We start from the raw sequence: 24779 nt of genomic DNA on the forward strand, positions 1-24779 counted from the left end.
GGGATGGGTTGGACATGCTCCGTCCTGGTGCCCGCGGTCCAGGAATGGACATGCTCCGCGTTGGTGCTCAGGAGTGGACATATCAGTGTAATGCCCGTTGCTCGTAGCGAAGGGTGGGCATGTCCGGTGGCGTCCGCTGGTGGAGGCAGCAGAAGAAGGGGCATGTCCGGTGGTGGAGACAGCTTAGGAGTCCTGCCCCCGCACAAAGTACCCTTGAAGACTGTGAAGGTACTCGTCATTGGCCCCGGCGGCCGCGAACACGCAATTGTCCGCTCCTTGCTCAAGGATCCCAACGTTTCCGAGGTCCACGCGGCTCCAGGAAACGCGGGCATCGCCAAGCTGGTCCCCACGTACGCGATCGACGGGAACAATCCCGGCGCCGTCGCTGCGCTTGCTGCAAAGCTCGCGGTTGACCTGGTTGTTGTCGGACCGGAGGCTCCGCTCGCGGCAGGCGTATCCGATGCTGTCCGCGAAACCGGCATCCCGGTCTTTGGCCCCAGCAAGGCCGCTGCGCAGCTCGAAGCCTCCAAAGCGTTCGCCAAGGAAGTCATGGCCGAAGCCGGCGTGCCCACCGCCATGGCCCGCGTGGCAACAAACGCCGCAGAGGCTGCTGACGCGCTGGACACTTTCGGCGCTCCGCATGTCGTCAAGGATGACGGATTGGCCGCAGGAAAGGGCGTCGTGGTCACCAATGACCGCGAGGAAGCACTCGCCCACGCCCAGGCATGTTTCGACGCCGGTGGAACCGTGGTGATCGAGGAGTTCCTCGACGGACCCGAGGTTTCCCTGTTCGTGCTGTGCGACGGCCGCACCACGGTGCCGCTGTCCCCGGCGCAGGACTTCAAGCGGATCTTCGACAATGACGAAGGCCCCAACACCGGTGGCATGGGCGCTTACACCCCTCTCGACTGGGCACCTGTTGGCCTGGTCCAGGAAGTCATCGACCGCGTCGCCCAGCCCACCGTGGACGAGATGGCCAGCCGCGGAACTCCGTTCGTCGGCGTCCTCTACTGCGGCCTGGCCCTGACTTCCCGCGGCACGCGCGTCATCGAATTCAACGTCCGCTTCGGCGATCCCGAAACGCAGGCCGTCCTGGCCCGGCTCAAGACCCCTCTCGGTGCCCTCATGCTGGCAGCCGCGAAGGGCGAACTGGACCAGGCCGAAGAGCTGCGCTGGTCGAAGGAGTCGGCCGTCGCCGTCGTCGTCGCCGCTGAAAACTACCCGGACGCACCCCGCACCGGGGACCGCATCCGCGGCCTGAACAAGGTAGACGCGCTGGAAGGCGTCCACGTCATCCACGCCGGCACCAAGCTGGACGAAGAAGGCCGGATTGTCTCCGCCGGGGGCCGCGTGCTGGCCGTTGTGGCGTTGGGAACGGACCTCGTGGAGGCCCGCGAGCGGGCGTACGACGGCGTGGAGCTGGTCCAGCTCGACGGCGGACAGTTCCGTACCGATATCGCCGGCAAGGCAGCCCGCGGCGAGATCCATGTGGTCTCCCCGGCCACCGGCTCCATCCCGAATGTGAAGGCCTGAACCATGCCCGAAAGCAACGCCAACGGCCTGCAGACCGAGACCCTTGACCTCCCGGGGTGGAAGCACTTCTACTCGGGCAAAGTCCGCGACCTCTACGTTCCGGCCGATGATCTCGAGGGGGCCGCGTCTGGCCAGGACCGCGTGCTGGTGGTGGCGAGCGACCGAATCAGCGCCTACGACCACGTCTTGAGCAGCGAGATCCCGGACAAGGGCCGGGTACTCACCCAGCTGAGCCTGTGGTGGTTCGAACAGCTTGGCGTGGAGCACCACGTCCTGGCATCCACGGCCGCCGAGGGAGTGCCCACGGAAGTCGAGGGCCGCGCGATGATCTGCAAACGGTTGGAGATGTTCCCCGTGGAATGCATCGCGCGCGGGTACCTCACTGGCTCAGGCCTGGCCGAGTACCGCCAATCGGGCACGGTCTGCGACATCCCCCTCCCGGAAGGCCTGGTTGACGGCTCGCGCCTTGATCACGCCATCTTCACGCCTTCTGCCAAGGCTGAAGTCGGCGAGCACGACGAGAACATCACCTACGACGACGTCGTCGCGATGGTGGGCGACGATATCGCCGCGCGCCTGAGCGAACTCACTTTGAAGATCTACACCCGAGCGGAAGAGATCGCCCGGGGCCGAGGCATCATCCTGGCCGACACGAAGGTTGAGTTCGGCATCGACGTCACCACGGGCGTCATCACCCTGGGCGATGAGGTCCTCACGCCGGATTCCTCACGTTTCTGGGACGCGTCCACGTACGAGCCAGGCAAGGCGCAGCCGTCGTTCGACAAGCAGTTTGTGCGTGACTGGCTGACTTCCGCTGAATCGGGCTGGGACCGCTCAAGTGACGCCCCGCCGCCCGCGCTGCCGGCCGACGTCGTCGAGAAGACGCGTGCCCGCTATGTCGAGGCCTACGAGAAGCTGACCGGGCGGACTTTCGTCTGACTCGCAGTTGTTGTCGTTTAGACGCGTCTAAACGACAACAACTGCGAGGTAGTTGGGTTCGCTAGCTTGCGCGGGAAGACTGCGCGCTGCCGCCATGGCCCGACGCCGCCCGACGTTCCGCGAGCCGGATCTCCAGCACGGAGTCCATGGCCTGCTGGACGCGGTCTGCCGCTCCGGCAGCAGTGAAGTCGCGTTGGGCTTCTTCGAGATGGACCAGTGCGTCGGTGTTTTCACCGGCGGCCTTGAGGGCCTTGCCGAGGAGGAAAGCGACTTCGCCTGCAGTGTGCCGGGCGAGGACGTCGCGGTCCGCGTGGATTTCACGCAACTTGGTGATGGCGGCAGGGATGTCGCCCGTCAGGTAGAGCCAGCGGGCGCGGATGAAGGCGACTTCCAGCTGGTCGGTCTTGTTTCCGCCAACAATCGACAGGGCGAGTTCGGCACGTTCGATGGCCGAGAGCGTCTCCGGCTCCACGATTCCCGAGGAGAGCCGGACTGCCGCCGATGCCTTGTTGAAGCGCGCCCACAGCTCAATATCATTGGCGGGGGAGAGCAGCTTCGCGGCACGCTCGTGATGCTTGATGCCTTCCACGTAGTCGTGCCGCATGAAGGCCACGTTTCCCACCACCCAGGCCACTTCTCCTGCGAGCTGCGACATCGAATGGTCGTCCATCTGGTTGTTCATTGCCTGGCAATACGTCCAGGCCTCGTCCAACCTGCCGCTCTCGGCCAATGCTCCGATCAGCGCCCGGTGCGCACCGATGATCAACGTTGAGCCTTTGGGCAGCTGCTCGGACAGCCTCACGGCTTCCTTGGCGTGCTCGACGGCGGTGGCCAGCTGCCCTTGTCCGTGGCAGACAGCGGCAAGCATCTGCCGGGCACGGACGCCCAGGCCGGCGGATTCCGTAGCCATGGGATGTTCCAGGAGATGCTGGATGATCTGCTGGCATTCCTTCAACTGCCCTTGCTTCATGAGGCATTCCGCCTGCATGTAGGTCATGTTCCACCAGGCGCTGGTGTTCTTTGCCTCGAGCGCGATTTGGGCGGCGGTTGAGGCATGGCTTGCTGCAAGCGGGTAGTCCCTGAGGTCCCAGGCTTGCCGGGCGTACAGCCCCGCGAGCACGTATTCGGCGTCACTGACGGATACGGGCTGGCTCCAGGCTTCCAGGGCTTTTGGTGCCAGTTCCAGGCGGCGGGCGAGTTCTTCAATGACTTCGGCCGTGGGCTCCCGCCGGCCGGTTTCGAGAAGTGAAATGTAGCTGGGTGAGTAAAGGTCCCTGCCCAATTCAGCCTGGGTCAGCCCACGTTCGAGCCGTTCGGCACGGAGCTTTTCTCCGAATCCGTTCCCCACAGGTTCCTCCTAGAGGCTTGTCTTTGCGCTGTCTTTACGCCTAAAGCTTGACAGTCGCTGTGGAAAACATTTTACAATGAATGTCAACAGGGACCGCGTAATTTCCGTAACGAATCCGACTCGCATTGAGGAAAAATTATGTTGAAGAAGATTGCTGCAGCAGTGGCCTTGGCCGGCGCTCTTGCATTCTCCGCCGCGGCGCCAGCCGTGGTTTCCGCAGCCCCTGTGGCAGACACCGTCAGCACGGTGCTCAGCATTGGTAACTGGCCTGACCCGATGAGGGTCTCGCAGGCTATCGGTAACTGGCCGGACCCGATGGGCGTGGTCTCCCAAGCTATCGGTAACTGGCCCGATCCCATGCGGGTCTCGCAGGCTATCGGTAACTGGCCCGATCCCGTGTAGGTGAGGCTCGACGGCGGCTCCGGAGGTCCTGGTAGCCGCTGGATAATTCAAATGAAGTGAAGAAGTCCCCGGTTGTCGGAAATCGACACACCGGGGATTTCTTTTGCGCGGCGAGCCGCCCGGGCCGTGATATATCCCCCGAGTCATTGTGTCGGGGTTGTTAACAACACTTGTCTCTAAACCCTGGGCAGCTGAGGAAAACCGGTCAGGGGAATGTTTTTTGAGATTTTCGGGAGGACGGAAAGGCTCGTTAAATAAAGTAGAAGGCCTTCCGAGTGGAAGGCCTTCTACCATTTGGTCGGGATGACAGGATTTGAACCTGCGACCTCTTCGTCCCGAACGAAGCGCGCTACCAAGCTGCGCTACATCCCGATCCGCTGCGAAAGCAACTGTTCAAGAATAGCCGATCCCTCCCCGGATGCGAAATCGAGAGGCGCCCCTGAGGGAACGGCAGCCTCAGACCAGCGAGTCCTTCCAGGCGCCGTGCAAGCGGGCGAAACGTCCGCCGCCGCCGATGAGCTCGGCCGGCGTGCCGTCCTCCACGATGAGTCCCTCGTGCACCACCAGCACCCGGTCCGCGGTCTCCACCGTGGACAGCCGGTGGGCGATGATGATGGCGGTCCGCTCGGAGTCCGTGCCGGACAACAAGCTGCTCAGGCCGGCCTGCACCAGCCGTTCGGACGGGATATCAAGCGATGATGTCGCCTCGTCGAGGATGAGTACTGCCGGTGCCGCGATGAACGCCCGGGCGAAGCCGATCAATTGTCGTTGCCCGGCTGAGACCCGGCCACCGCGCTTGTTGACGTCGGTGTCGTATCCGTCCGGCAGTGCCGAGATGAAGTCGTGTGCGCCCACTGCCCTGGCAGCTTCTTCAATCTCCGCACGGGTGGCTCCAGGCCGTCCCAAGGCGATGTTGTCCGCGACCGAGCCGCTAAAGAGGAAGGCCTCCTGGGTGACCATCACGACGGCGCGGCGCAGGTCCGCCGTCGAGAGCTCCCTGAGGTCGACGCCGTCGAGGGTCAAGGATCCTTCGGTGACGTCGTAGAAGCGGGCGATGAGCTTGGCGAAGGTCGATTTGCCTGCGCCGGTCTGTCCGACAAGCGCTATGGTCTGTCCGGCGGGAATGTGAAGGTCAAGTTTGGGAACAACCACCTTGCCGTTGCCGTAGCCGAACTCCACGCCGCGGAAGTCGATGTCGCCGCGGGCATGGGGCAAGGGCACGGGGTTCTTGGGCGGCCGGACGGTGGGGACTTCTTCGAGCAGGCCCGAGACCTTCTCCAGCGCAGCCTGGGCGCTCTGGAAGGAGTTGTAGAACATGGCCATCTGGTCCACGGGCTGGAAGAAGCGCTTCGTTGAAAGGATCAGTGCCAGGAGCACGCCCACTGCCAAGTCTCCAGAGAGTACCCGGAAGCCGCCGAACAACAGGACCACTGCCACGCACACGTTGCCGATCAGGACCAGGCCCGGTTGGAAGATGCCATTGAGGTTGATGGAGCGGACCGTGACTTTTCGGTAGTCCTCGGAGAGTTCGGCGTAGCGTTGGGCGTTCTCGGGTTCCTTGCGGAATGCCTTGATGGCCCGGATGCCGGTCATGGTCTCCACAAAGTGCACAATCAGCCTCGCCGATACCACCCGCGATTCGCGGAAAGCGATCTGCGAGTGCTTCTGGTACCAACGGGCCAGGAAGTATGCGGGTACGCCCGTGGCGAGCATGAGCAGCCCGCTGCGCCAGTCGAGCGCAAATACCGTAAATGCCGTGAAGAGCATGAACAGGATCCCGGAAGCCAGGGAGCTGACGCCCGAATCGAGGAGTTCACGCAGCGCTTCAAGGTCCGAGGTCTGGCGTGCGATGATCCGGCCCGAGGTGTACTTCTCGTGGAACTCCAGGCTGAGCCGTTGGGTGTGCCGGAAGACCCGCAGCCGAAGATCAAGCAGCATGGATTGGCTCAGCTTCGCCGTGGAAGTCACGTACAGGGCCGTCAACACCGCCGTGGCGACAGCCGCCGTCAGATACAGGACACCGGCTTGGACCACCGGCATGTTGTTCCCGGCGAGCAGCGCGGGCAGTGCGTGGTCAATGCCGAAAGCGATGATTGCAGGCCCGGCCACCCGCGTGGCCTGCGAAAGCACCACCATGCCGAGCGTGAGCCAGAACCGCAACCGCACCGGGCGGATGAGGGACCCCAGCAAGACGACCGACCGCCGTCGTACTGCTTTGCTGTCGCTGCGGCTCAGGTGGGCGTTGTCTTCATTGGCGGTTCCGAACGTGCTCATCGGCGTCCCTCCCCGGCTTGGTCCATGTGCTGTTCCGAATCCAACTCGTGTTCCAGCTCGTCGAGTTCAAGGTCGAGGTCCTTCGGACCAGCGTCGAGGCTCGCGATCACATAGCGGTAGTGTGCGTTGTTGGCCAACAGTTCCGTATGGGTCCCGACGGCGGTGATGCTTCCGTTTTCGAGCAGCGCCACGCGGTCGGCCAGGGCAACGGTCGACGGCCTGTGGGCGACGATCAGCGTGGTGGTGTCCCGGAGAACTTCGCGGAGCCTGGCCGTCACGAGTTCCTCGGTGTTCACATCCAGGGCCGAGAGCGGATCATCCAGCACGAGGATCTTGGGCTTGGCCGCGATGGCCCGGGCAAGCGCGATCCGCTGCCGCTGGCCGCCGGAAAGGCTCAGGCCTTCCTCTCCGATGAGGGTCCCGACGCCGTCGGGCAGCGAATACGCGAAATGCGCCTGTGCGACGTCGAGCGCTTCTTCAAGGGCTTCCTCGGACGTGTCGGGGGCGCCGAGCAGCACGTTGTCCCGCACTGAGCTGGAAAACAGGGTGGTGTCCTCGAAGGCGACCGCCACGACGGACCTCAGCTGCTCGACGCTGAAGTCGCGGACATCCACGCCGTCGATGGTCACTGCCCCTTCGCTCACGTCATAGAGCCGGGGGACCAGCTGGAGCAGGGCGCTCTTTCCGCTGCCGGTAATGCCCACGAGGGCCATGGTTTCGCCGGGCCTGATGTCCAGGGTGATGTCGTGCAGGAGCCGTGAGCCGTCGTCGAAACCGAACGCGGCGCCCTTGAAGCTCAATGCCCCGCGCAGTTCCTTGGGTGTCCTGGGGTTCGCCGGACTGGTGATCGTATTGGGCGTGTCCATGACCTCGAAGTGGCGGTCGAGGGCGGTCTTTGCGGTCAACGCCATGGCCAGGAGGGTCCCCGAGAATTCAACCGGTGCCGCCACAACCGCCGCGGTGCCGAAGAACGCTACGAGGGAACCGATGCTGAGTTGGCCCGTGGAGACGAGCAGGACGCCCGCCACGAGCCCGACGCCGAGCGCCAGCTCGGGCAGCAGCGTCACCACCAGCGTGAAGGTGGCTTGGTGCTTGGCCTTGGCGATCTCGGTCTGCCTCAGCTCCTCGGCCTGCTCGTTGAAGTTCTCCAGCGCTTCGCGGCTGCGGCCGAACGCCTTGAGTACGCGGATGCCGTGAACGGACTCCTCAACCGTGGTGGCGAGGTCGCCGGCCTGGTCCTGGCTCAGCCGGGTGACCTGGCTGAAGCGGCGGCGGAAGCGGAAGGAATAGATCATGATGGGCACGGCGGCGGCGAGGAAGATCAAAGCCAGCTGCCAGCTCATCGCGAACATCACCCCGACGCCGATCACCACCGTCAAAGTGGTCACCACCAGCATGATCGCGCCGAACGCCATCCAACGCCGGAGGAAGTTCAAGTCCGTCATGGCGCGGGACAGGAGCTGCCCGGAACCCCAACGGTCGTGGAAGGAAACGGTGAGATCCTGCAGATGCCCGTAGAGGGACACCCGCATCCTCGATTCCACGGTGGTTGCGGGATTGATGACGAACTGCCGCCGCAGCGCCACAAGCCCGGCTTCTGCGATGCCGAGTGCCAGAACCACGGCCGCGGCGATCCAGACGGCGTTGGCGGGGCCTCCGGGGTGGAGGGAACCGTTGATCAGTACCCGCAGCACCTGCGGGATGGCAAGCGCCATGATGCTGCCCAGCAACGCGCTGACCAACCCCATGAAAAGCCTGGGGAGGATCGGTTTGACGTGTGGGTAGAGACGTTTGATCGAGGTGAAGAATGAAGTCTGTTTGGCCATGCCCGCTTCTCAACAGCTTTGTCCCGGCGTTCCGCGCCTTCCCGGCGCGACGCACGGAGGTAGTTTCCTGTAGCAATTACCCTATGTCATCGCGTAACGGGATTCACAGCACCATTGCGTTCCGTGATAGGAGGCATTGGGAACGGCTCCGCGCCGGACATGCCCGGCTTTCGAGTGCTTGCCCGCCCCCGGACATGCCCAGCTTTGAAAGCCAAGGGTGGACATAATGCTGTTATGTCCACCCTTGGCGCGAAGCGTTGCGCATGCTCATTGGTGCCGGGCGGACATGTCCGTCCTTGGCGCGAAGCGTTGCGCATGCTCGGTGGTGGGCGATGGCTAGCGGCGGGCCGTGAGTGTCAGCAGTACCGCCTCAGGCTTGCACGCTATGCGGACCGGGGCGAAGCGTGAGGTGCCGATGCCGCCTGAGACGTTGACCGGCGTCGTGCGTCCGTTGTTTTCCCAGTCGTGCAGGCCCTTGGCGCGCCAGGTGGGGAGATCGCAATTGGCAACCAAGGCGCCGTAACCGGGGATGCAGATCTGGCCGCCGTGGGTGTGTCCGGCGAGGATGAGGTCTGCTGAGTCGTTCGTGAAGTGGTCCAGGACCCGTTGGTAGGGCGCGTGGATCACGGCAACGCGCAGGTGCGGGCGGGAGTCCTGTCCGGCAGTGCCGCGTGGCCAGCCGGCGTAGCGCTCCCGGTTCAGATGGGGGTCGTCGACTCCGGAGAAATCGAAGCGGATCCCGTTGATGGGCAGGGACTGGTGCCTGTTGGTGAGGTCGATCCAGCCGGACATCCCGAATCCCGAACGAAGCCGCGGCCAGTCAAGCTCCACCGGGTTGTTCTTGACGCGCGAGGGTCCGAGGAAGTACGCGGTCGGGTTCTTGAACCGGGGGGCGTAGTAGTCGTTGGAGCCTGGGACAAAGACACCGGGGAACTTCAACAGTGGCCGCAACGCATCCAGCAGCGGCACGACGGCGTGCGGGTGGCTGAGATTGTCACCCGTGTTCACCACGAGGTCAGGTTCAAGCGCAGCGAGCGAACGCAGCCATTCGGCCTTCTTGCGTTGGCTCGGGACGAAATGGATGTCGCTTATGTGCAACACCCGGAGGGGAGCCGAGCCTGCCGGCAGGATGGGAAGGGTTTCCTCCCGGAGAACGAACTGGTTCTTCTCCCAGAGGCCATAGGCAAAGCCCGCTACGCCGGCGGTTGCACCCGCCCCTGCGGCGACGGCAAAGCCGCGTCCGATGCTTCGGACGCGGCTTGCCAGCGATGCAATGACGGGCTTGGAGCCGTTAGCCATTCTTTTTTCCATTGCCGTTTCCGTTGCTGCTCGGCTGGGTGGTCGGACTCGTGTTCCCCGGAATGGTGTTGTTCGGAGTGGTGTTGCTCGGGGTCGACGTCCGGTACCCGGGTGGATCCGTCAAGTTCGACGGCGGAGCCGGGAACGGATTGGTGCCATAGGCGGGTGCAATCTGGGACATGTAATTGGAGAACTGCGGCCCGGCGAGCATGTAACCGTCAACGCCCTTGTAGAACTTTCCGTTGATGGTGACATTCTGACCTGGCCGTTGCTGGTTGCCCAGCGGATCGCCGAACCATGTCGCGGTCGCAAGGCCAGAGGTGTAACCGACCACCCAAGTGGAGCTGTTGGTGTCATTCGTGCCGGTCTTGGCCGCGACGGGGAACGTAGTCTTGGTGGAGATTCGGGGCTGGATCAGCGAACCGGAACCCTTGTTAAGTACCTCTTGCATCGCAAGGGCCACCCCGTGGGCCACCTCAGGGGTGACCGCGCTCTTGCAGCTCGTGGACTGGGCCGGCAGCTTGGCGCCCGTCTGGTCGGTTACCGAAGTGATGGCGATCGGCTCGCAGTACTGGCCGTTGTTGGCAAACGTGGCGAAGGCGCTGGCCATCGTCAAGGGCGCGGTCTGGGTGGAACCGATCAGGTTACCCAGCGTGGTCATGGGAACCTTGGGATTCGGGTCGCCAGTGCTTGCGTTGGGGAGGCCACCGTGGATGCCAACAGCATCGACGATCTTCTGGATGCCGCACAGGTCAACCCTTGCCGCCGTAGCAAATGTGATCGTGTTGATGGAGTTGGCCAACCCATCCTCCACGGTCATAGGTTTGTAGTAGCCGCCTTCGTCGTTCTGAAGATCATAGGTTCCGTTGGTGCTGTCGTACCAACCGACTGTTGGAGCGGGGCAGGTGTTTTTCCACGGGAAGTTCTGCGGGTACCGCCGGACGGTGCCGTCCAGCACGGTGTTCATGGACTTGCCCTCGTTCAACCATTCGGCGAAGGTAAAGGGCTTCATGGTGGAACCGGGCTGGAAACCACCCAAGCCGTTGAGATCGTTGCCGTTGGCATCGAGCTTGTCCACGTTGAAGTTCTGCTCGGCCTGGAACTTCCCATCAGCCGGTAGCCACACCGTGTTTTGGGCCATGGAAACGATCTTGCCGCTGCCCGGTTGAACCGAAACCAAGGAAGCGCCCCACTTGTCCGGGTTGGCTCCAGCGGATGCATCAACCGCGGCTTGGGCGACGTTCTGGGCCTTGGGATCGAGAGTGGTCTGGATGGTGAGGCCGCCGCGTGCGACGCGGTTTTCGCGTTCGTCCGGAGTCGCGCCGTAGGCCGGGTTGTTGTAGAGCAAGTGCAACACGTAGTCGCAGAAATACGGTGCCATAGCCGCGTACGCGCAGCCTTGGCGAGGCTGCGTGACCTTGGTGGTTACCGGCGTCGCGATCGCGGCGTCGTAGTCAGCTTTCTTGATCTTTCCCTGGTCAAGCATGAGGCCCAGCACCAAGTCGCGACGCTGTTTCGCGTGGTCCGGGTTGGTGACCGGGTCGTAGTAGGACGGGCTGTTGACGACGCCGGCCAGCAAGGCGGCCTGCGGCAACGTGAGGTCCTTGGCGCTGGTGCTGAAGAAGAGCCTTGAGGCGGCCTCGATGCCGTAGGCATCCTTGTTGAAGAAGACGATGTTGAGGTAGCCCTCAAGGATCTGCTGCTTGGAGAACTTCTTCTCCAGGGCGATGGCCAGCTTCATTTCCCGGAGCTTGTCGCCGACGCCTTTGTTGACGCCATTGAGCTTGACATCGGCCGACTGGCCCTGGGACACGAGGGATTCGTTAATGACGTTGTTCACGTACTGCTGGGTGATGGTGGAAGCGCCCTGCTTCTGGCCGCGCGCTGTGCTGACAATGGCGCGCATGATGCCGGTGGCGTCGATGCCGCCGTGCTCATAGAAGCGGCTGTCCTCGACCGACACGATCGCGTCCTTGATGAAGGGGCTCATCTGGTCGAGCGAGACCCGTGTGCGGTTCTCAGAGTAGACCGAGGCGATCTGGCTGCCATCCGCGGCCAGGATGGTGGTCGCCTGGCTGGGCGGGTTCACGGTAAGTTCCGCCGGCAGTGTATCGAAGAACTGGATGGACCCACTCGCCGCACTGCCTGAGACGGCGGCCGCGGGGACGAGCAAGCCCGCCACCAGGACACCACAAATAGCGCTCACACCGAGGAATCCGAGGATCTTTCCAAGAGTGGTGGCAGTGTCGAATAGAGGGTTCCTACGAGTCACCATGTTCACCACTTTACCGGCAAGGGCTAGTCTTTCTTTCATGACCAAATGGGAGTACGCGACGATTCCGCTCATCATTCACGCTACAAAGCAGATCCTGGACCAGTGGGGAGAGGACGGCTGGGAGCTCGTCCAGGTTGTCCCCGGACCCGATGGAAACGGACTTGTTGCATACTTGAAGAGGGAGAAGCAGTAACAATGACAACCCCCGCAGAAGCCACAGTTGGCGCGGATTCCACAGCTCCGGCATCCGCCGTCGAGCAGCGCCTTGCCGAACTGGGACTGACCCTGCCGGCTGTAGCCGCTCCAGTGGCCGCCTACGTTCCGGCCATCGTCTCCGGCAACCACGTCTACACTTCCGGACAACTGCCCTTCATTAACGGCAAACTCGAAGCTACGGGCAAAGTCTCCAGCGGCGAGGAAGGCCTTTCGGAAGAGCCCACGGTGTCTCCGGAAGACGCGCAGATGTATGCAGCCGTTTGCGCGGTCAATGCCTTGGCTGCCGTCAAGAGCGTCATCGGAGACCTCGACCGCATCACGCGCATCGTGAAGGTCGTCGGCTTCGTGGCCTCCGATGCCTCCTTCACCGGCCAGCCCGGTGTTATCAATGGTGCATCCGAGCTCCTCGGGCGTGTCTTCGGCGACAAAGGGCAGCACGCGCGTTCCGCCGTCGGCGTTGCAGTCCTTCCGCTCGACTCTCCCGTCGAGGTCGAGTTGATCGCTGAATTCAGCTAAGGAACCGGTTCACTCAATTGCCACAACTTGCCCGACGCCTGTTTGCGTTACCTCCTGAATTAGAAGGGGCAGCACGGAACTGGCTTGAACTCGGCGAACGGGCCCCCCGCGCCGCGCGCTTCGCATCATCTGTTGTCCTGCTCCGCGATTCGCCTACCGGCCTGGAAACGTGGATGGGTTACCGTCCCGGTTCCTCGCCGTTGGGTGTTGTCGCGTTTCCCGGCGGATCGCTGGAACCCAGCGACGACGACGCCCTCGGCTGGCTCGGCCCCTCGCCCCAGCATTGGGCTGACGCGCTGGGAACTGCCGACGTCGGACTTGCCCGCCGCCACGTGGTGGGCGCCATCCGCGAGCTGTTCGAGGAAACCGGCGTGTTGCTGGCCGGTCCCGACTTGTCCTCCACGGTCGAGGCAACCTCGACTCCCGAGTGGATGAAGGCGCGCGAGGCCGTAGCTGCCCAGGACAAGTCGTTCACGGATGTCCTGGCCAAGCGCGGCTTGTCGCTCCGGACGGACCTCCTCAAGCCGCTCGTCAACTGGCTCAGCCCGGACTTTGCGCATCGGCGCTTCAACACCCGCTACTTCGCGGCGACTCTTCCTGTGAACCAACAGCCTTCGCTGCTGGCGAGCAAGGGCGTCTGGGGGCGTTGGGTATGCGTTTCCAAACTCATGGCCGATCGCGAGACCACGGAGCTTGGGGACGAAGTCGGCCAGGAAAACACGGTCGGTTTGTCATTGGGCCAATTGCTGGTGCCCGGCTCGGAGATCATTCTCGAAAAGATGGCGGCCGCCCAAGGCTGCATCGCGTACCTCAGCTACAAACGCAAGCCGCATATATATCAGCCGCGGCTCATTGAAGAGGATGGTGCGCTCATGCTCGAAGTCGAAGCCGCCCGCACGGTTTCAGGGGAGCCGCAGCGGGAGCGCTGACGACGACGACCTGCGACGCTGGCGATACGAAAAATGCCTGGCGACTCCGGAATTCCGGAGTCGCCAGGCATTTTCTGTGTCGCTAGAAATTACCGGGAGCGCTGGCGGAGGCGCTGCATGTCCAGGATGACTACCGCGCGGGCTTCCAGGCGGAGCCAACCGCGCTGGACGAACTCGGCGAGGGCCTTGTTGACCGTCTCGCGGGAAGCTCCGACCAACTGGGCCAGTTCTTCCTGGGTGAGTTCGTGGGCCACCAGGACGCCGTCGGTCGCGGGCCGGCCGAAGCGGTCGGCGAGATCCAGCAGGGCCTTGGCGACGCGGCCCGGGACGTCCGAGAACACGAGGTCGGACAGGGAGTCGTTGGTGCGGCGCAGACGTCGGGCGAGTGCCTGCAGCAACTGCGCGGAAACCTCGGGACGAGTGCGCAGCAGGGCGTTGAGGCTTTCGTTCTTCAGGCCGGCCAGTCGCGTCTCGGAAACGGCCGTAGCCGTTGCGGTGCGCGGGCTCGGGTCGAACAGGGCCATTTCGCCGAAGAGCTCGCCCGGGCCCAGGATGGCCAGCAGGGATTCGCGGCCATCCGGAGAGGTGCGGCCGAGCTTAACCTTGCCGGACACGATGAAGTACAGCTGGTCACCCTGATCTCCCTCACGGAAAACAGACGCTCCGCGTGAAAGGTCCACCTCTGTGAGTTCGTCCGTCAGCAGACGGAAAGCGTCGTCGTCAAGGGTGGCGAAGAGGGGTGCGCGGCGCAATACCTCGATATCCATGAAATCTCCTGAGTAAAAGTTCGGCTGGGGCGCTTCAGCCATTGTTTCAGAATTTTGTCGCGTCTGTGACGTACTTGGCAGCCGAAACGCCCGAAATCACGCGGAACAGGCCCAAAATCGGGCCCCAACTCTCTGGGACTGCTCCGCTGGGCGGGGGCTTCGCCACCTGGACGACCGCCTGCTTCCGAAGGGAAGCTGTCAGTCTGTGCAACTACAATTGGGGCTTACTCGGCTGTGAGGAGCATTGGTGTTCGGCTTGACCATCTTGGACCTGGCGTTGATTTTGACGCTTCTTTCCTACCTGATCTACGGACTGCGCAACGGCTTCTTCGTGACGCTCGGTGGAATCGCAGGCTTCGCCGTGGGCGCAATGGCTGCCTTTATAGCGGTTCCGCTCGTCGGCGACTGGGTAAAGGACAGCGGTTGGAGGCTGACCGCCATTATCGGCTCGGCTGTGGTGCTCATTGTCCTGGGGCACGGGCTTGGCACCTGGATCGGTCAAAAGGTCCGCAAGGCCGTGCGCATCCAGCCCTTGCACGCACTCGACCGTCTGCTGGGTGGTTTTGTCAGCCTGGTTGTCGCGGCACTGGTCATGTCCCTGTTGGCGTTCAGCATCGGTTCCCTGGGTGTGCCCTTCGTTTCGCAGCAGCTGGCAGGTTCCAAGGTGATCCGCTTCATCGACACCATGACGCCAACGCCCGTCAAGGCAAGCGTCGCGCAACTGCGTTCCACGGTCATGGGCAACGGGATTCCGCAGCTCATCGAGGGCATCGGCCCCGTGGCGCCCGTCCCGATTCCAAACACCAGCACGGACACTCCCGCACTCAACAATGCGGCCCATTCCGTGCTGAAGATTGCCGGTACGGCCTACCAATGCGGTCAAAACCAGACGGGCTCCGGCTTCGTCGTCTCCCCTGGCCGTGTGGTGACCAACGCGCATGTCGTGGCTGGTGTGTCGCAGCCCGTGGTGGAAATCCCCGACGGCGGTGCGTTGCCAGGCCGTGTGGTCTACTTCGACAGCCAGCGCGACCTGGCCGTAGTCGCCGTCGACGGGCTCCCGACGGCGCCTCTCCAGTTGAGCGCCGACCTTCCGGCCGGTTCGCCCGCGGCCTTCGCCGGCTACCCCCACGGTGGTCCGTTCCAGTCCAAACCGGCTGCGGTGGAGGGAATCTCGACCCTGCTGGTCCCGGACATCTATGGCAACAACCCGTCCCCGGAACAGGTCTACAAGATTGCGGGAGACGTGCAGCCGGGCAACTCGGGCGGTCCGCTGCTGACGACCCAGGGGCAGGTTGCCGGCGTGGTCTTCGCCAAGACCACTTCGGATGTGGCAGTGGGCTACGCCCTCACCATGGACGAGCTCTCGCCGGTGGCCCAGCAAGCATCATCCCTGAGCGCGGCAGTGTCTTCGGGGCAGTGCACCAAGAAGTAGCCCTGCCCACCAAGGGACATGCTCTGCGTTTGATTTGAGCATTGGACATATTGCGTTTATGTCCAGTGCTGGCCGCGAAGAATGAGCATGTCCCCAGGGATGAGGCGGACATGTCCAGCCTTGGGCTTGAAGAGTGGGCATGTCCGGAGGGGACGTGGGGATACAGGGTGCCCCCCAAGCAACCCCGCTCCGTTCGAGGGACTAGACCGCGGTGGCGAGGTAGTCGATGGCCAGCTTGTAGCCCTGAACTCCTGCGCCGACGATCACCGCCGAGCACACCGGGGACAGGTAGGAGTGGTGCCGGAATTCCTCGCGCTGGTGCACGTTGGTGATGTGGACCTCGACGGCGGGAAGCTGCACTGCCGCAAGCGCGTCCCGCAGTGCCACGGAAGTGTGCGTGTATGCTCCCGCGTTGATGACGATCCCGACAGCGGTTCCGCGTGCGCCGTGGATGGCGTCCAGGAGGTCGCCCTCGTGGTTTGACTGGACGCAGTCCACGGTGAAGCCGTTGGCCTCCGCGGCTGCCATGGCGAGCTGTTCGACGTCGGCCAACGTGGAGGTGCCGTACTTTTCCGGCTCGCGCGTGCCCAGCAGGTTCAGGTTGGGGCCGTTCAGGACGAGGATGGTGCCGCGACCGGCTGCGGTGGCGGTGGGAGCTTCAGTCATAACTCCCAATCTATAGGTGCGCCGAGGCTGCTTGGCGTTTCTTACGCCGCCGGGCTTGCGCCGCCCGGCTTACGCCGCCGGGTTTACGCCGCCCGGCTGCGTCCCTCCCATATGCAGCGTAAGAAACACCAAACAGCAACTACACAGCCGTGATCCGGAGCAGCAGCGCGTGTTCCGGATTCAGGACCGGCATGGGAAGCCCCACCTCAGCAAGGAAGCGGCCACTTGCCTCAGCCCCGGACGGCAGCCATGCCGGCGGCCGCACCTGGGTGAACGTGCGGGCATAGTCGGCGTCGCCGGGGGCCGGGAAAATGGCCTGAACCATGTAGGAACGCTCGGGATCGAGGCCCGGAACGGCCACGCGCCCGGGTTGTTCGGCAAACGACGTCCGGGTGCTGACGACGGCGAACAGCGCGGAGCCGCCGTCGTCGGAGACCACGCCGTGCACCATCAGCGAGTCGTCCGGGACGTCTGCACGCACCATCCGCCCGCTGTGGACGAGCCCGCGGTGCTCCTTGTACAGGCCGATGAAGCGCTTGAGTTCCTCGCGTTCGGCGCCCTGGACCTGCCGGACATCCCATTCCATGCCGAAATGCCCGAACATCGCAGTGATGGCGCGGAAGGAGAGATCGTGCGTCCGGGCCGTGGTGTGCGAGGTGGTGGGTCCGATGTGCCCGCCCACCAGTTCCGGCGGAACCACGACGCCGGTCCAGCGCTGGATGGTCTGCCTCTCGAGGGCGTCGTTGCAGTCCGATCCCCAGATCCGGTCGGTCCGCTCAAGGATGCCGAGGTCCACCCGGGCACCGCCGGAAGAGCAGCTTTCGATTTCGACGCCGGGGTGGGCTTTGCGGAGCTCGTCGAAGAGCCGGTAGGCGGCCAGGGTTTGCCCATGTACGGAGGCCCGCCCTGCATGGCCGTGCTCGCTGAGGTCCCGGTTCTGGTCCCATTTGAGGTACTTGATGTTGTTTTCCCGAAGGAGCGCGTCGATCCGGTCGAAGACGTATCGCCAGGCTGCGGGGTTGACGAGGTCGATAATGTGCTGGTGCCGCCATTCCAGGGGAAGGCGGCCGCCGTCCTTGTGGGAGAGGGCTGCGGGGCCCACGATCCAGTCGGGGTGCGATCGTGCAACATCGGAATCTAGGTTGATCATTTCCGGTTCCACCCAGAGTCCGAACTCCATGCCGTGCGAATTCACGGCCTCGATGAGCGGCGTCAGCCCATCTGGCCAAAGGGTTCGGTCAACGTACCAGTCGCCCAGGCCCGCATGGTCGTCGCGGCGGCCGCGGAACCAGCCGTCGTCGAGCACGAAGCGCTCAACGCCCAGTTCCGCCGCGGACTCCGCGAGCTCCAGCAGGGTGTCCAGCCGGTGGTCGAAGTACACGGCCTCCCAGGTGTTGAGGACCACGGGGCGGGGCTTGCCGGCGGGGAGCCCCGTGGAAGCCGCGGGAACGACATGATGCGGGCGGGACCGGAACCAGCCGTAGAAAGCTTCGCTGATGCCGTCCAGTCCGCGGTCCGAGTAGGCGGCAAATAGTGCAGGCGTGGTGTAGCTTTCGCCGGGCTGGAGCACTATTTCGGCCGGGCCCAGGAGCTCGGAACCGCCGATCATGGTGCGGCCATCGGCCACGGTGTCGGCGAATTCTTCGTGGTTGCCGCTCCACGCCAAGTGCGTGGCCCAGACCTTCCCGTGGCGGTTCCCGAATCCGGCAGTACCCGCCGCGAAAAGCAGCGAGGAATCGTGCCCCGTGCGGCCGTGGCGTCCCGTGCGCACCCACGTCCCTTGTTGGACGGGCCGGCGCTGCGGGTGCCGTTCGCGGCACCAGCGGCCGGTGAGGTCCAGAAGTTCGACGGCGTCCGGCCCCACCGGGAGGACGGTGGCCAGTTCGTCGAGCTGGAAAGGGGACGTGCCGTCGTTGACGGCGGTGTGGCGCAGTTCGAGAAGGCCTCCCGGGTGAAGGGTGAGGCCGGACGTCACGGTGATTCCGGCGTCGGGATCCTGCTGGACAATCACTGCAGAGGCGGCCGCGGCAGTGGCGACGGCGGAGCTGCTGTCAACCTGTACGTCCACCACGCGAAGCCGGAGCGAAAAGTCCAGTCCGGGGACGCCATCGGCGGTTCGCTGGCCGCGCAGGCCCGGGCGGCCTTGCCATGCTGAGGAAGCTTGGGGGAGGAGCGCGGCCGGGACAGTCACGTCGATGGCGGAGTGGGGGATGGGTCCGCCCAGGATGGCGAGGTCGGGGAGCGTGCTGCCGAGATCGGCACCCCAGTGGATGACTTCAGCCTCTCCGTCATCGAAACTGAGCACCAGGCTTGTGCCGGCGGAACGGAGGTGGAACGGGTCCATGGGCTGTTCGCTTTCAGGGAGTCGTGTGTCGCGATGGAGGGGATGGAGAGTCCGGACGCCGCCGTCAACGGAGTGAAAGCGGCGGCGCCCGGACTGCTTGGGGGGCTGCGGCGTTGCTGATCAGGATAGCGGGAGCCCGGCCGCTGATGGGCTCCCGCCGGGGGACTATTTCGAGAAGAGGGCGTTGACTTGGTCGTTCGCAGCTGAGAGGGAGCTTGCCGGTGCCTTGCCTGCGATGACGGCGTCCATGGCGGGCTTCATGATGCCCGCGACCTTGGCGGCGTTGTCCGTGATGGGAAGCAGGAAGGTGGACTTGTCCTTCACGTGCTGCGTGAAGGCAGTGACGTCGATACCCTTTGCCTTGAAGGCTGCGGCGGCTTTGTCGGTGGAGGACTTGATCGCGGGGAACACAACGGCCTTGGCGGCTACGACGTCCTGGCAGGCAGAGGAGCCAAGGTACTCGACCCACTTGATGGAGGCGTCCTTCTTCTTGGTCCCGGCCCAGATGGAGTCGGCCAGGCCGTTGAACATGGAGGCGCTCTTGCCGTCAACTCCCGTGGGTGTGGGGGCGATGCCGAGGTCGATGCCCTTGTACCCCTTGTACTGGCCGATCATCCAGTCGCCGTTGGCGTTGATGGCGGCCTTGCCGGCGCCGAAGGCGTCGGGTGCGTTGGCGCCGACCGTGGTTTCGAGCTTGGGCATGTAGCCCTTCTGGGCAAGGGAAGCCCACCAAGCGATGGTGTCCTGGACGCGCTTGTCGTCGTAGTTGAAGTGCGAGCCCCAAGGGTTCTTGTCCGTGGCGCTCCAGCCTGTGGTGGCTGAGAGGAAGCTCCACTGGGTCTGTCCGGCGTTTTCGGCGTCGGAGCCCGGCAGGCCAAGTCCATACACCGCGACGTTGTTCTTGTCGAAGCCCGGTTCGTCGCCGCGCTTGCCGTTCTTGTCGACGGTGAGGTGGGCGATGGCCTTCTCATAGCTTCCGCCGTCCTGCGGGTTCCAGGTCAGGGCGGCCATCTGCTCAGGCGAGAGACCGGCGTCGGCGGCCATCTTCTTGTTGTAGAAGAGGCCAACGGTGTCCCAGTCCTTCGGAAGGCCGTAACGCTTGCCATCTTGGCCCACCCAGAGGTCCGCAAGGCCTGCGTTGTACTGGGTGAGGTCCACCTTGTCGTTGGACACTGCGTCATCGAGCGCGACGAGCTGTTTGGTCTTGATGAAGTCCGGGTACTTGGAAAGGTGGTCGGTGAAAACATCGGGGGCGGTGCCGGAGGCCATTCCGTTGGTGATCTTGCCCCAGTAGTCATCCCAGCCCGTCTGGGTGATCTTGACGGTGATATCCGGGTTGGTCTTGTGGAAGTCGTCTGCGCACTGCTGGTAGGCGGGAAGCTGGTTGGAGTCCCAGAGCCAGTAGCTGATCTCTCCCTTGGCGGAGTCGGCGCTGCTGGCTCCTCCGCTTCCGCAAGCGGAGAGGGCGAGGGTGGCCACAGCGGCAGCGGCGACGGCGCCGAGTACTTTCTTTTTCATGATGGGTCCTTTCGGGTGGGGAAGGGCGGGCGCACGGCATGGACCGGCCCCTGGTGGAGAGGTGATGGCGGGAAGGATTACTTGGTGCCGCTGAAGCCGATCGAGTTGACGATCTTCTTGCCGAAGATCGAGAACAGGATGAGCACTGGAAGGGCGGAGACGAGGGTCGCGGCCATGAGGCCGGACCAGTCCGGTGCGCCTTGCGGGGACTGTGATTTGAAGACGCCCAGTCCCACCGTGAGCACTCGCGATTCCTCGGAGGTCCCGACCAGGAGGGGCCAGAAATATTCGTTCCACTGGCCCATGAACGTGAGCAGGGCGAGTGTCGCGATGGGTGCGGCGGCGTTGGGCATGACGATTTGGAAGAAGATCCGCCAGTGCTTCGCGCCGTCGAGCATCGCGGCTTCCTCCACCTCCCGCGACATGTTGAGGAAGAACTGCCGCATGAAGAAAATCGCGAACGGGGTCATGAACAGATACGGCAGGACCAATCCGAGCATTGAGTTGAGGAGGCCGAGGTTTTTCACGAGGAGGAAGTTCGGCAGTGCCGTGAAGATCGGCGGGACCAGCATGGTGCCGAGGAAAAGGGTGAAGACGCCGTCGCGGCCCTTCCAACGCAACCGTGCGAAGGCATAGGCGGCCATTGAGCTGAAGAATACGGCGCCCGCGGTGGTGATGCTTGAGAACAGCAATGAGTTCAACAGATATTGCCAAAAGTTGATGGAGGCCCCGGAGCCGCCCTCGGCGATGGCTTCGGAAGCGGTCTGGAGGCCGAAGACGCGCTTGAAGGCACCAAGGCTGAAATCGGCGGGGAGGAGGCTTGCCGAGTTGGACGCAAGCGAGCCGTTGGTGGAGAAGGCCGTGCGGAGAACCCAGTAAAAGGGCAGCACGCTCACGGCAATGGCGATGGCAAGCAGCACCCAGGCGCTTGTGCGGCGCCAGTTGAACGGACGACGGCGGGTGGCTGCCTTGGGGGAGGAGAGGGTGGTCATGTTGTGTCCTTAGTCCAGGTCCGACTGGTTGCCGCGGAGGAACTTCATCTGGATGAAGGCCACGATTGCCAGGATGAGGAAGAGGATCACGGCGAGGGCCGAGCCATATCCGAAGTCTTGCTCGTTGAAGGCGCGCTGGTAGATGTAGTACTGCAGCACGCGGGTTGCGTTGACGGGGCCGCCCTGGGTGGTGACGGCAACGGTGTCAAAGACCTGGAAGGAACCGATGACGGTCACCACGAGCACCAGGACGAGAACGGGGCGCAGCAGCGGGAGGGTGATCCGCCAGAAGGTGCTGAACGCCTTGGACCCGTCGATGCTGGCGGCTTCGTACACCGTGTGGGGGATGGCTTGCAGTCCGGCGAAGATCAGCAGCGCGGTGTAACCCATATGGCGCCAGGTGTTGATGAGCGCCTGCGTGGGGATGGCCCATTCCTCACTGCCGAAGAAGGCAACGCGGGGCAGTCCGAACCACTCGATGAACTGGTTCACGATGCCGATCTGGTAGTCGAGCATCCAGAACCACAGAAGCGCGGCGATGACGTTCGCCATGAGGTACGGAAGCAGGAGCGCCCCGCGGATGAGGGTTGACTTGGCGACCCGGTGCATGAGGATTGCGAGGCCGAGGGCCAGGAGCGTCTGGAGCACGATATTGATGACGACGTATTCCGACGTGACCCCGAGGGCATTCCAGAAAAGAGGGTCCTTCACGATCTGTTGGTAGTTCTTGACGCCGATCCATTCGGGGTCTCCGAGGATGCTGTACTCGGTGAAGCTCAGGTAGATGCCGCGGATGGTCGGCACCAGGTAGAAGAGCAGGAAGCCGACCATCGCCGGGGCGATGAACAGGAGCGCGATCTTGAGGTCCCCGATGCCGCGGAAGCCTGCAGCGGGCTTTCCCCTTTTATGCGGTTTCCGTGATTTCCGCGAGTTCCCGGGTTTTCCAGAAGCCGAAAGCTCCGGATCAGGATGTTTGGTGAGGGTGGTCATCTTCGACCCTTCGTGAGTGTGACATGGCTAACATCTGCCCTGAATCTACACGAGTAGATCTGAAGGGGTCAAGCAAGTCTGTGAAGTTTTGTTCGAATATTTTGGATTTATTGCGTTTTGTTGACTCGAGTAGATCCCAGTGATTCACTGGCCTGAGTCACTCGTCGAGCCCCTCCCGGCGCGGCGGGGGCATTCTGAAGCCACCTACATGAATCGAAGGGCTAACAATGACGTTTTCAATGGGAGTAGTAGGCCTTGGCCAGTTCGGCGGCCAATTTGCCCACCTCTTCAAGCTCCACCCCGGGGTTTCCGCGGTCTACGCCGTGGACGAACTCCCCGAACGGGCGTCGAAAGCTGTGGAACAGCTGGGGCTGGACGGCACCATGGCAAGTTTCGACGAATTGCTGGCCTCCGACGTCGACGCCGTCGCCATCTTCACGCAGCGCTGGACGCACGGGCCGTTGGTGATCAAGGCGCTGCGCGCCGGAAAACACGTCTATTCGGCTGTTCCGATGGCAATCTCCGAGGAGCAGATCGCCGGAATCATCGAAGCCGTGCGTGAGACCAAGCTTGTCTACGCCATGGGAGAGACCAGCTTCTACAACCCCGCCACCGTCTATGCCCGCAAGCAGCACGCTGCCGGCAAGTTCGGCCGCATCTTCTACACCGAAGGCGATTACGTCCACGACATGGACCTGGGCTTCTACGAGGCCTACCAGTACAGCGGCGGCGAAAACTGGAAAGCAACCGCCAGCTACCCGCCCATGCTGTACCCCACCCACGCGATCGGCGGCGTACTGGGCGCCATACCGGGCCACGCCGTGAGCGTCAGCTGCATCGGCGTCAAGGACGATCGCGGCGACGGCGTCTTCGACAAGGACGTCAGCATGTTCGACAATGACTTCTCCAACGCCACGGCGCTTTTCGAAATGAACGACGGCGGCGCGATGCGCACCAACGAGATGCGCCGCGTGGGCTACCCCTCGCATATCCGCGAATCGCGCTTCCGCTTCTTCGGCACCGAGGCAAGCTTCGAGCAGCTGGCCACCACGACGTTGTGGCAGGACAAGGAGGGGATACTCGACATCTCGGACCAGGTGGAGACCAAGCCGAGCATGTCGCCCGATGACCCCTCGTTGGCGGACGTCGCCCCCGAACTTCGCGGCGCTTTCATCTCCGGCCTCGCTCCGGTGCACGACGCCGCCAGGCTGCCCGTTGAATTCGAGGGAGCTCCGAACGGGCACGAAGGCAGTCATCAGTTCCTGGTGGACGACTTCGTCACGGCCGTGAACAAGCGAAGCCTTCCGCCTGTCAACGCGTGGGTGGCGGCCCGCTACACGCTCCCCGGCGTCGTAGCGCACGAATCGGCGCTCCGCGGCGGCGAACGGCTCCCCATCCGCGATTTCGGAGATGCTCCGGAGGCTTTGTAGCTAGCATGATCCAATGACTACTTCGGCAGTGCACACCCCGCGCGGACCGGTGACGCGCAAGGACGTGGCCCGGTACGCCGGGGTGAGCACCGCCGTCGTGAGCTATGTGGTGAACGGCGGCCCCAAGAAGGTGGCGCCCGCGACGGAAGCGAAAGTCCAGGAGGCCATCCGGATCCTGGGATACCGGCCGAATGCCGCCGCACGCGCGCTCAAAATGGGGTCCAGCCAAACCTTGGGCCTCGTGATCCCGGATTCCAGCAACCCGTTCTGGGCGCTGTTGGGACATGCGGTGGAAGTAGCTGCCGCCGGGCGTGGATATGCCTTGTTGCTGACGAATTCCGACAACCAGCTGGACTCAGAACGCCGCCACATCCGCAACCTCGCCGCCCGGCAGGTTGATGGAGTGGTCCTGGCCAGCGTCATGTTTGAACCCGACTTCGTGGAGCTTGTTGACGCGGAAATCCCCTCGGTCCTGCTGAACCACGCCTCGATCGCTCCTGGATTCAACAGCGTAGGCGTGGACCTTGAAGCCGGAGCCCGCCTGGCGGTGGAACATTTGATCGGCCACGGCCACACCAACATCGGACTCGCCATGGGGATCACGGCCGACGACGAGGCCGACGGGCGCGAGCAGGGTTGGCGGCGGGCGCTCGAAGCTGCCGGGCTCCCTGTCGGGCCGCTGGCACGTGGCGGGTTCGACCGGCCCGGGGGCTACGCTGCCGGACAACTCCTCCTGGCCGCGGACAAACGTCCGACGGCGATCTTCGCCAGCTCCGATATGCAGGCAATCGGGGTTCTGCGGGCAATCCGCGAGGCCGGGCTGTCCGTTCCCGACGATATTGCCGTGGCGTCCTTCGACGGTTCGGTGGAGGCCGAGTACAGCTGGCCGGCCCTGACCACTGTGGAGCAGCCGGTATGGGACATGGCGGAGGCCGCCGTGTCGGCGCTGGTGGGCGAGAACCGCAACGAACCGCCGCAGCACAGGGTCTTCCCCACGCAGTTGCGGATCCGGCAATCGTGCGGGTGCCCGTAGCGGGTTCCCAGCCCAACTGAGTCGCAGTTGTTGTCGTTTTGAGGGCTCAT

The 24779-nt window shown here is 63.7% G+C and carries 20 protein-coding genes and 1 tRNA gene; 9 read left to right on the forward strand and 12 right to left on the reverse strand.

Annotated elements, in window-relative coordinates:
* Positions 1-222 precede the first annotated feature (222 nt).
* Together purD and KNN17_RS18675 are read left to right on the forward strand one after the other, a co-directional pair.
* On the forward strand, positions 223-1533 hold the full coding sequence (gene purD, locus KNN17_RS18670) for a phosphoribosylamine--glycine ligase (RefSeq protein ID WP_241710396.1): 1311 nt from the start codon (positions 223-225) through the stop codon (positions 1531-1533).
* 3 nt (positions 1534-1536) lie between these two features.
* Positions 1537-2472, forward strand: a complete 936-nt coding sequence (locus tag KNN17_RS18675) for a phosphoribosylaminoimidazolesuccinocarboxamide synthase (RefSeq protein ID WP_241710386.1) — start codon at positions 1537-1539, stop codon at positions 2470-2472.
* Between the two features lie 61 nt (positions 2473-2533).
* Here KNN17_RS18675 and KNN17_RS18680 read toward each other — a convergent pair whose 3' ends face one another.
* Positions 2534-3820, reverse strand: a complete 1287-nt coding sequence (locus KNN17_RS18680; RefSeq protein ID WP_078107616.1) for a helix-turn-helix domain-containing protein — start codon at positions 3818-3820, stop codon at positions 2534-2536.
* A gap of 138 nt (positions 3821-3958) precedes the next feature.
* On the opposite strand from KNN17_RS18680, the gene KNN17_RS18685 reads away from it, so the two are divergent.
* Positions 3959-4222 (forward strand): hypothetical protein, encoded by a 264-nt coding sequence (locus KNN17_RS18685; protein WP_059389476.1) that lies wholly within the window; start codon positions 3959-3961, stop codon positions 4220-4222.
* 295 nt (positions 4223-4517) lie between these two features.
* Here the strand turns inward: KNN17_RS18685 and KNN17_RS18690 are convergent.
* The 5 genes from KNN17_RS18690 to KNN17_RS18710 form a co-directional block, all read right to left on the reverse strand.
* A tRNA-Pro gene (locus KNN17_RS18690) sits at positions 4518-4594 on the reverse strand.
* 84 nt (positions 4595-4678) lie between these two features.
* Positions 4679-6496 carry an ABC transporter ATP-binding protein gene (locus KNN17_RS18695; protein WP_241710387.1) on the reverse strand — a complete coding sequence of 606 codons (1818 nt, stop codon included), beginning with the start codon at positions 6494-6496 and terminating at the stop codon, positions 4679-4681.
* Positions 6493-8322, reverse strand: a complete 1830-nt coding sequence (locus KNN17_RS18700) for an ABC transporter ATP-binding protein (protein WP_241710388.1) — start codon at positions 8320-8322, stop codon at positions 6493-6495. The genes KNN17_RS18695 and KNN17_RS18700 overlap by 4 nt, the downstream gene beginning before the upstream one ends.
* 336 nt (positions 8323-8658) lie before the next feature.
* Positions 8659-9621, reverse strand: coding sequence for a metallophosphoesterase (locus KNN17_RS18705; RefSeq protein ID WP_078107619.1), 963 nt, complete (start codon positions 9619-9621; stop codon positions 8659-8661).
* Positions 9614-11935, reverse strand: coding sequence for a transglycosylase domain-containing protein (locus KNN17_RS18710; RefSeq protein WP_241710389.1), 2322 nt, complete (start codon positions 11933-11935; stop codon positions 9614-9616). Before KNN17_RS18710 ends, KNN17_RS18705 begins: the two co-directional genes overlap by 8 nt.
* Here KNN17_RS18710 and KNN17_RS18715 point away from each other — a divergent pair.
* Genes KNN17_RS18715 through KNN17_RS18725 form a run of 3 tightly spaced genes read left to right on the forward strand, consistent with a single transcriptional unit; the run spans position 11934 to position 13557 of the window.
* Entirely contained in the window at positions 11934-12089 is a 156-nt protein-coding gene (locus tag KNN17_RS18715; protein ID WP_009359196.1) for a DUF4177 domain-containing protein, read from the forward strand. The two genes, KNN17_RS18710 and KNN17_RS18715, sit on opposite strands and share 2 nt — an antisense overlap.
* 2 nt (positions 12090-12091) lie before the next feature.
* Positions 12092-12628, forward strand: a complete 537-nt coding sequence (locus KNN17_RS18720; RefSeq protein WP_236812779.1) for a RidA family protein — start codon at positions 12092-12094, stop codon at positions 12626-12628.
* 17 nt (positions 12629-12645) lie between these two features.
* Entirely contained in the window at positions 12646-13557 is a 912-nt protein-coding gene (locus tag KNN17_RS18725; protein ID WP_241710390.1) for an NUDIX hydrolase, read from the forward strand.
* An 89-nt stretch (positions 13558-13646) separates the two neighbouring features.
* On the opposite strand, the gene KNN17_RS18730 is transcribed toward KNN17_RS18725, so the two are convergent.
* Complete coding sequence (locus KNN17_RS18730; protein WP_011775987.1) at positions 13647-14324, reverse strand: Crp/Fnr family transcriptional regulator; 678 nt, start codon at positions 14322-14324, stop codon at positions 13647-13649.
* A gap of 247 nt (positions 14325-14571) precedes the next feature.
* Between KNN17_RS18730 and KNN17_RS18735 the strand changes: the two genes are divergently transcribed.
* A complete protein-coding gene (locus tag KNN17_RS18735; protein WP_241710391.1) occupies positions 14572-15756 on the forward strand; it encodes a MarP family serine protease in 1185 nt (394 codons plus the stop codon).
* A gap of 201 nt (positions 15757-15957) precedes the next feature.
* Here the strand turns inward: KNN17_RS18735 and aroQ are convergent, their stop codons facing one another.
* The 5 genes from aroQ to KNN17_RS18760 all read right to left on the reverse strand — a co-directional run bounded on the left by aroQ (position 15958) and on the right by KNN17_RS18760 (position 22266).
* Positions 15958-16422 carry a type II 3-dehydroquinate dehydratase gene (gene aroQ, locus KNN17_RS18740; protein WP_241710392.1) on the reverse strand — a complete coding sequence of 155 codons (465 nt, stop codon included), beginning with the start codon at positions 16420-16422 and terminating at the stop codon, positions 15958-15960.
* Between the two features lie 139 nt (positions 16423-16561).
* Positions 16562-18766 carry an alpha-galactosidase gene (locus KNN17_RS18745; protein WP_241710393.1) on the reverse strand — a complete coding sequence of 735 codons (2205 nt, stop codon included), beginning with the start codon at positions 18764-18766 and terminating at the stop codon, positions 16562-16564.
* Positions 18767-18931: 165 nt separating this feature from the next.
* Positions 18932-20284, reverse strand: a complete 1353-nt coding sequence (locus KNN17_RS18750) for an ABC transporter substrate-binding protein (protein WP_241710394.1) — start codon at positions 20282-20284, stop codon at positions 18932-18934.
* A gap of 77 nt (positions 20285-20361) precedes the next feature.
* Complete coding sequence (locus KNN17_RS18755; RefSeq protein ID WP_078107626.1) at positions 20362-21276, reverse strand: carbohydrate ABC transporter permease; 915 nt, start codon at positions 21274-21276, stop codon at positions 20362-20364.
* Positions 21277-21285: 9 nt separating this feature from the next.
* Positions 21286-22266, reverse strand: a complete 981-nt coding sequence (locus KNN17_RS18760) for a carbohydrate ABC transporter permease (protein WP_372489702.1) — start codon at positions 22264-22266, stop codon at positions 21286-21288.
* A gap of 227 nt (positions 22267-22493) precedes the next feature.
* Here KNN17_RS18760 and KNN17_RS18765 point away from each other — a divergent pair, with 227 nt between their 5' ends.
* Both KNN17_RS18765 and KNN17_RS18770 read left to right on the forward strand, forming a co-directional pair.
* Positions 22494-23696: a Gfo/Idh/MocA family protein gene (locus KNN17_RS18765; protein ID WP_241710395.1), complete on the forward strand. Its 1203-nt coding sequence runs from the start codon at positions 22494-22496 to the stop codon at positions 23694-23696.
* Positions 23697-23709: 13 nt separating this feature from the next.
* Positions 23710-24729, forward strand: coding sequence for a LacI family DNA-binding transcriptional regulator (locus KNN17_RS18770; RefSeq protein WP_078107629.1), 1020 nt, complete (start codon positions 23710-23712; stop codon positions 24727-24729).
* Positions 24730-24779 lie beyond the last annotated feature (50 nt).

This window comes from Arthrobacter bambusae (genome assembly GCF_022606295.1).
Taxonomy (GTDB): domain Bacteria; phylum Actinomycetota; class Actinomycetes; order Actinomycetales; family Micrococcaceae; genus Arthrobacter; species Arthrobacter bambusae_A.